Origin of the sequence: Yoonia sp. (assembly GCF_046498525.1) — a bacterium.
Classification (GTDB): Bacteria; Pseudomonadota; Alphaproteobacteria; order Rhodobacterales; family Rhodobacteraceae; genus Yoonia.
This window is the reverse complement of the sequence record NZ_JAWOAN010000269.1, coordinates 1-4,299: the sequence shown is the minus strand read 5'-3', so window position 1 is coordinate 4,299 and position 4,299 is coordinate 1. Positions and strand designations below refer to the sequence as shown.

Annotated in this window: 6 protein-coding genes; 2 read left to right on the top strand and 4 right to left on the bottom strand. The window is 56.9% G+C overall.

Annotated features, from left to right (window positions below; genetic code table 11):
• Together R6T97_RS15950 and R6T97_RS15945 are read left to right on the top strand one after the other, a co-directional pair.
• The coding region (locus tag R6T97_RS15950; RefSeq protein WP_410350271.1) for a glutathione binding-like protein at positions 1–281 on the top strand (281 nt) is incomplete at its 5' end.
• A gap of 57 nt (positions 282–338) precedes the next feature.
• Entirely contained in the window at positions 339–665 is a 327-nt protein-coding gene (locus R6T97_RS15945) for a PilZ domain-containing protein (RefSeq protein WP_410350270.1), read from the top strand.
• Positions 666–677: 12 nt separating this feature from the next.
• Here R6T97_RS15945 and R6T97_RS15940 read toward each other — a convergent pair whose 3' ends face one another.
• The 4 genes from R6T97_RS15940 to R6T97_RS15925 all read right to left on the bottom strand — a co-directional run.
• Positions 678–1,289, bottom strand: a complete 612-nt coding sequence (locus R6T97_RS15940) for an inner membrane-spanning protein YciB (RefSeq protein ID WP_410350269.1) — start codon at positions 1,287–1,289, stop codon at positions 678–680.
• A gap of 11 nt (positions 1,290–1,300) precedes the next feature.
• Positions 1,301–2,212, bottom strand: coding sequence for an EamA family transporter (locus tag R6T97_RS15935; RefSeq protein ID WP_410350268.1), 912 nt, complete (start codon positions 2,210–2,212; stop codon positions 1,301–1,303).
• 52 nt (positions 2,213–2,264) lie between these two features.
• The gene (ftsY, locus tag R6T97_RS15930; protein WP_410350267.1) at positions 2,265–3,482 is read right to left on the bottom strand and encodes a signal recognition particle-docking protein FtsY; all 1,218 of its coding nucleotides are present in this window, start codon (positions 3,480–3,482) and stop codon (positions 2,265–2,267) included.
• 70 nt (positions 3,483–3,552) lie between these two features.
• Positions 3,553–4,299 (bottom strand): NADH-ubiquinone oxidoreductase-F iron-sulfur binding region domain-containing protein (locus tag R6T97_RS15925; RefSeq protein WP_410350266.1); only part of this gene is annotated, 747 nt, incomplete at its 5' end.

The window sequence follows — 4,299 nt, the reverse complement described above, 5'->3', positions numbered from 1 at the left end:
AGACAGCGCGTCTTTACGGCGTTCTGGATTGCCAACTGGCAAAACATGAATTTGTGGCGGGCGATTTCTTCTCCATAGCCGACATCTCGATCTGGGGTTGGGCGTCTTTATGGGAAGGGCAACAGCAGACCCTCGACGACAAACCACATATGACACGCTGGCTCGAAACAATGTGGGCGCGTCCCGGTGTGCAGCGCGGACGTGCGGTTGCCGCAGAGAAGCGCGCGGACTTTCGCAAGGACAGTCACGCGCAGGGTGTTCTGTTCGGCAAGCCTTCGTAACGAATTGTTAGCGGAGCAGCGGTATAGCGGGGTCATTCGTAAATTATGGCATCCGTTATGCAATACCGTCCACATCGCTACCAAACGCAATTCCCCATTCAGTTGTCCACACGGTCGGGGCTTCAGCAGTGTCAGGTCATTGACGTCAACGCAGGCGGCGCCCGCATTATGAGCGCCGCAAGATTGCAACGCGGCGAAAAAGTGAAGTTTCGCGTGCTGAACCATGACGTGGCGGCCATCGTACAGTGGACGGCAGGCGATAAGGCAGGCCTGACGTTTCGACCGCAGTTATCAGCGATACTGGTCGATACACTTCGCTATCGCAGGGACGCGCCGCGTGGCCTGCGGCGTGGCACAGTCGGGTTTACTTTCGTCGAAATGTAACCGCCGCCGAAGCTATTTTTCCGATGCCTCTGGCGTATCAATGAAATAACGCTGCAGTCTGTAGATCTGGACCCACAAGAACACCATCAACACGACTGGAAACGCAAAGGTTTCAAGTTTTACCCAAAGATCGGTCGATTGCGTCCGCCAGATCACCTCGTTCGCTATACCAAGGGCTGCAAACATGTAACACAAGCGGCGGGTAAAGATCATCCAGCCTTCCTTTTCCATCGGCAGGAATTCTTCCATCACATATTGCAGATAGCTCTGACCGCGCAGCAGGCCGATCCCCAAAATCCCCGCCATCACACCATAGACAATCGTGGTCTTCATCTTGAAGAACCGCTCGTCATTGAAATAGGCCGTCAGCCCCCCGAAGAAGATAACCATGAACGCGGTAAAGACCTGCATACGGCTCAGCTTGCCGGTCAGCATCCAAAGGACACCCATAGCCGCGAGCAGGATCGGGATAAAGATCAGCGCCGCAACGATGAATCCGGTGTATTCCGTGCCACCGATGGTGAACATCTCGTCCCGGATTCGCAGATAGATCAGGAAAAACGCAAGCGTCGGCCCCAGCTCCAAGACCTGCTTTACCACCGGATTGATTGCTTTCTCAGCCATTGGCGTCTCCCTCAACCTCCCACTTCCACGATGACGGCGCCAAGTGCAACCAAGCAGATCAAAATCAGGCGACGCGGGCCCACTTTTTCGCCCATGATGAACCAGCCTATCAAGGCCGCAAAAACCACGGAGGTTTCGCGCAAAACGGCCGCTTCGCCGACCTTGTCCAGCCTTGTCGCCATGAGCACACCACCGAAACTGATCCATGCGATAATCGCGCCGACAAAGCCGCGCCAGACTAAGGGGCCGAGCACAGGTTGATACTGCGCACGCCGGTAACGCCAGGTCGCAAGAAGCGGAAAGTCAATCGCGGTGACAAAGAAGAACCACGCCAAAAAGGTAAAAGGATTGGGGGTCTGGCGAATGCCGTAAGCATCATAAGTGGTATAGATCGCGACCAGAATTCCACCGACCAATGCCCACAACAATCCAAGCTTGAGCGTGCGCGGGTCAATCACCTCTTCAGAAATATTCCGCACAGCCAGCAACAAAATTCCGCCAGACAGACAAGCCACGCCCGTCCATTGCATAACCGTAAAATACTCTCCGAAAAACAGGGCCGCCGCGATGACCGTGACCAACGGCCCGGTGCCACGTATCACCGGGTAAACCACGGTGTAGGCCGCGCGTTCATAGGCCAGCGCTATCGTAACCTTGTACGCAAAATGCACAATGATCGCTCCGACAAGGATTAATCCGGTTGTCAAATCAGGCCAGGGAACAACGAAAAGAGCTACCGGCGCCGACAATACGCAAAGCCACGCATCAATCGCGCCCCGCGTCAGCCAAGGGTCATAGCGCCCCTTTTGCATTGCGCCAAAGATCGCATGTGCCAATGCCGAAATCAGCGCAAGCGCTGTCGCAAGGCGCGCACCTTCAGGCGTGCCCGAAATCGACACCAGCCATGCGCCAAGTTCGTTCAAATGCGCCCCGGCGTCCAAACCCGATCAACATGCACGACAGCCAGCGGGCGCTTCATCGCTCCAGTCCGACCAGTGCCGCCGCGAAATCATCAGGATCGAACGGTGCCAGATCGTCTATCTGCTCACCCACGCCAATCGCGTGGATCGGCAGGCCGAATTTATCGGCCAAAGCCACCAGCACACCGCCCTTTGCCGTACCATCCAGCTTGGTCATCACAAGGCCCGAAACATCGGCAAGCTCTTGAAACACCTTCACCTGCTGCACTGCGTTCTGACCGGTCGTCGCATCCAACACCAGCAGTGTGTTATGTGGCGCGTCAGGGTCTTTCTTGCGGATCACGCGTACGATCTTGGCGAGTTCTTCCATCAGATCAGCGCGGTTCTGCAGCCTGCCGGCCGTGTCGATCATCAGCAGATCAGCGCCCTCCGCCTGCGCGTGCGTCATCGCATCAAAGGCAAGACTGGCAGGATCGGATCCTTCGGGCGCGGTCAGCACGGGCACACCTGCGCGACCCCCCCAGACCTGCAACTGCTCGACCGCAGCCGCCCGGAAGGTATCGCCTGCCGCAATCACGACCTTTTTGCCAGCCGCCCGGAATTGGCTGGCCAATTTGCCGATCGTTGTCGTCTTGCCCGATCCGTTCACGCCAACCACCAAAACCACCTGCGGTTTCTTGACATAAAGCGGCATCGGACGCGCGACAGGTGCCATGATCCGCCCGATCTCCTGGGCCATCAGTTCCTTGATTTCCTGCACCGAAAGTTTGCGACCCAAACGCCCTTCGGCCATGTTTGCTGTCACACGAAGGGCCGTTTCGACACCCATATCGGTCGTGATCAGCAGCTCTTCGAGCTGTTCAAGCATGTCGTCATCAAGTGTGCGCCTGACCACGGTTTTGGCCTCTGCTCCCCCAAAAAAGCGGCCCAACAGGCCTTTCTTTTCGGGCGCTGGCGCGGGTGCCTCTGTCAAAGGTGCTGTCAGATCGACATCAAATTGCAAGGTCGGTTGATCGGCGACCTCTTCACTCTCGGCGATCGGTTCGCGTGATTCCGCCGGTACTTCGCTCACATCCGGTTCGTGGACCTCAGGCTCAGGCTCAGGCTCAGGCTCAGGCTCAGGAAGCGGTTTGGGTGCGGGCGTGGCCGGTGCAACCACTGCCTCGATAGTTTCCTCTATCTCGCCGCCATCCTGCACGATGGCATCCAGCCCTTCGTCAATCTTGGACGAAGATTTGAACATCCGATCTTTGAGCTTTTTGAAAAATGACATGCTGTTCAACCAATACTGCCTTAGATATCACCTAATGATGATCGGCAGATTTGGAAAGCCCGCACGCCGTTTAACCCGCAACCTCATCCTTGAAGTGCAGCATGACCAGTTTGATCGGGTTCGGGGCCGCCTGCCCCAAACCGCAGATCGACGCATCTGCCATCGCCATGCAGAGTTCCTCTAGCAAGGGTTGGTCCCATTGATCGGCCTGCATGAGTTTGACGGCCTTTTCGCAGCCAACCCGGCAAGGGGTACATTGCCCGCAGCTTTCGTCCTCGAAGAAGCGCAGCATGTTCAGGGCCGCATCGCGCGCACGATCCTGATCGGACAGAACGACCACAGCCGCAGAGCCGATAAAAGTACCCAATGGCTGCAGCGTATCGAAATCAAGCGGCACGTCATTGATCGACGCAGGCAACAGGCCGGATGACGGCCCGCCCGGTTGATAGGCTTTGAAAACATGGCCTTCTGCCATGCCACCAGCAGCTTCGATAATATCGAGGATCGTCGAACCCGCAGGCAAAAGATACACCCCCGGTTGTGCTACGCGGCCCGACACCGAATAAGCGCGCAACCCTATCCGCCCGTTTTTTTCGGTCGTATTCAGGACCTTTGGCCCTTCACGACAGACCCGCGCGACCCAAAGCAGCGTTTCGACGTTATGCACCAGTGTTGGACGGTTAAATATACCGACCTGTGCGACGAAAGGTGGACGATGACGTGGCAAGCCACGCTTGCCCTCGATGCTTTCGATCATCGCGGATTCCTCTCCGCAGATGTAGGCACCGGCACCGCGCCGCAGGTCGATATAGCCTTC

Bases quoted from the DNA above. Each gene is read 5' to 3' on its own strand.
- ftsY (WP_410350267.1), bottom strand. From the start codon at position 3,482: ATGTCATTTTTCAAAAAGCTCAAAGATCGGATGTTCAAATCTTCGTCC.
- R6T97_RS15945 (WP_410350270.1), top strand. From the start codon at position 339: ATGCAATACCGTCCACATCGCTACCAAACGCAATTCCCCATTCAGTTG.
- R6T97_RS15940 (WP_410350269.1), bottom strand. From the start codon at position 1,289: ATGGCTGAGAAAGCAATCAATCCGGTGGTAAAGCAGGTCTTGGAGCTG.